The 1,224-nt window shown below is 35.3% G+C and carries 1 protein-coding gene and 1 pseudogene; one reads left to right on the top strand and one right to left on the bottom strand.

Annotated features, from left to right (window positions below):
- Nucleotides 1-200 (bottom strand): annotated as a pseudogene (gene exsC, locus R7R78_RS24125) (type III secretion system regulatory chaperone ExsC); the annotation flags it as partial.
- Between the two features lie 388 nt (nt 201-588).
- Here exsC and R7R78_RS24120 point away from each other — a divergent pair.
- On the top strand, nt 589-1,005 hold the full coding sequence (locus R7R78_RS24120; RefSeq protein ID WP_225474375.1) for a YscW family type III secretion system pilotin: 417 nt from the start codon (nt 589-591) through the stop codon (nt 1,003-1,005).
- Nucleotides 1,006-1,224: the final 219 nt, after the last annotated feature.

Raw genomic sequence — 1,224 nt, 5'->3', positions numbered from 1 at the left:
AGATCAGAATTGACGATTTGTAATCCAACAATTTCCGCTTCCAGTTGCAGCGTATTCGTTTCTGGATGAAAGATGAAATGAACCTTCAAGTGATCATCAAAAGCTAAGCTTAGTTCATTGTCCGTCAAATGCAGTTCAGGCAAGCCTATTTGATGAGCAAACTTCTGTAAAACCTCATCGATAGTTTGGCGTGCTGACATAGAAACAGTCCTTTTGAGAATTTTATCGGGAAACATATTCGATATCGTGGGGTGTGTTTATCAATTTTGGTTGTTAGTTATTATATTTTGGCCGGAAACCCAGAATTGACACCTTGCTTCTAATCTTACAAATGAGTGCTGGTGCATATAAAGATTAACGGTTATTAAATTCTATTATGGTGAGATTTTGGTTTATAACGACAAGCGATGAAGAATTAGAATTGTGTTATCTCAAAAATTAAATACTATGTTAATTACGTGTTGTACGTGGAACGTTATTGCTGTCCATCTGTAGAATAAATATAAGCCGAAAATTTAAACGTACACATAAGAAGTTGTGTAAAAATAAATCATAATAAGACGATAAAAATAATTTATGGGAGCCTAAATGAAAAGCAGTAAGTGGGCCGGTCTTATCGGTTTAATGTTATTGACTGGATGCGCTCAGTCCGTGGGGACTGCACAGTCATTTTCTGTTCAGAGCCAAGCGAATGTATATGGGTGGATTTCTGTCGAAGGATACCATCCTCCAGTTTCGACCTATTTAGATGTGGAGATGTGTCAAGCTTTTGAAAATCAATGTCTTACTGTTGCTTCTCAGCAATATCAAGGTGTTCAGTTACCAGTTCAATATTCTTTTCTTATTGCGCCAATTCAAGCCGGGAAAGGAGAAATGAAAGTGATAGGGAAACTCTATTCTCAAGGTCAAATTATCGCCCAAAATGAGCAGAAATATATATTCAGAGAAGGAAGTCAGAAAGTGGATTTAAGACTTTTTCCTATAGAAATAGAAACAAAAAAGTAATCGGTTACATTTAATTAGCGCTATCTAATTTATTAAATGTGAATAGAAATAGCCAATTCAATGTGAAAGAATTGTTGAGCGTTTTTATAAATAAAATTGCGAAAAATGAGTCATCGGGACAGTTGGAAATTATATTAATAACTATTGCCACAAGCGTGTGATTTATGATTATATCCTACGCCTTGAACACGTTGGCTTGGCGTTTTGGATTAAAAAACA

Source organism: Vibrio sp. 2134-1 (genome assembly GCF_033339495.1).
Note: the sequence above shows the minus strand (reverse complement) of the source record. Positions and strands in the feature narration are given on the sequence as shown.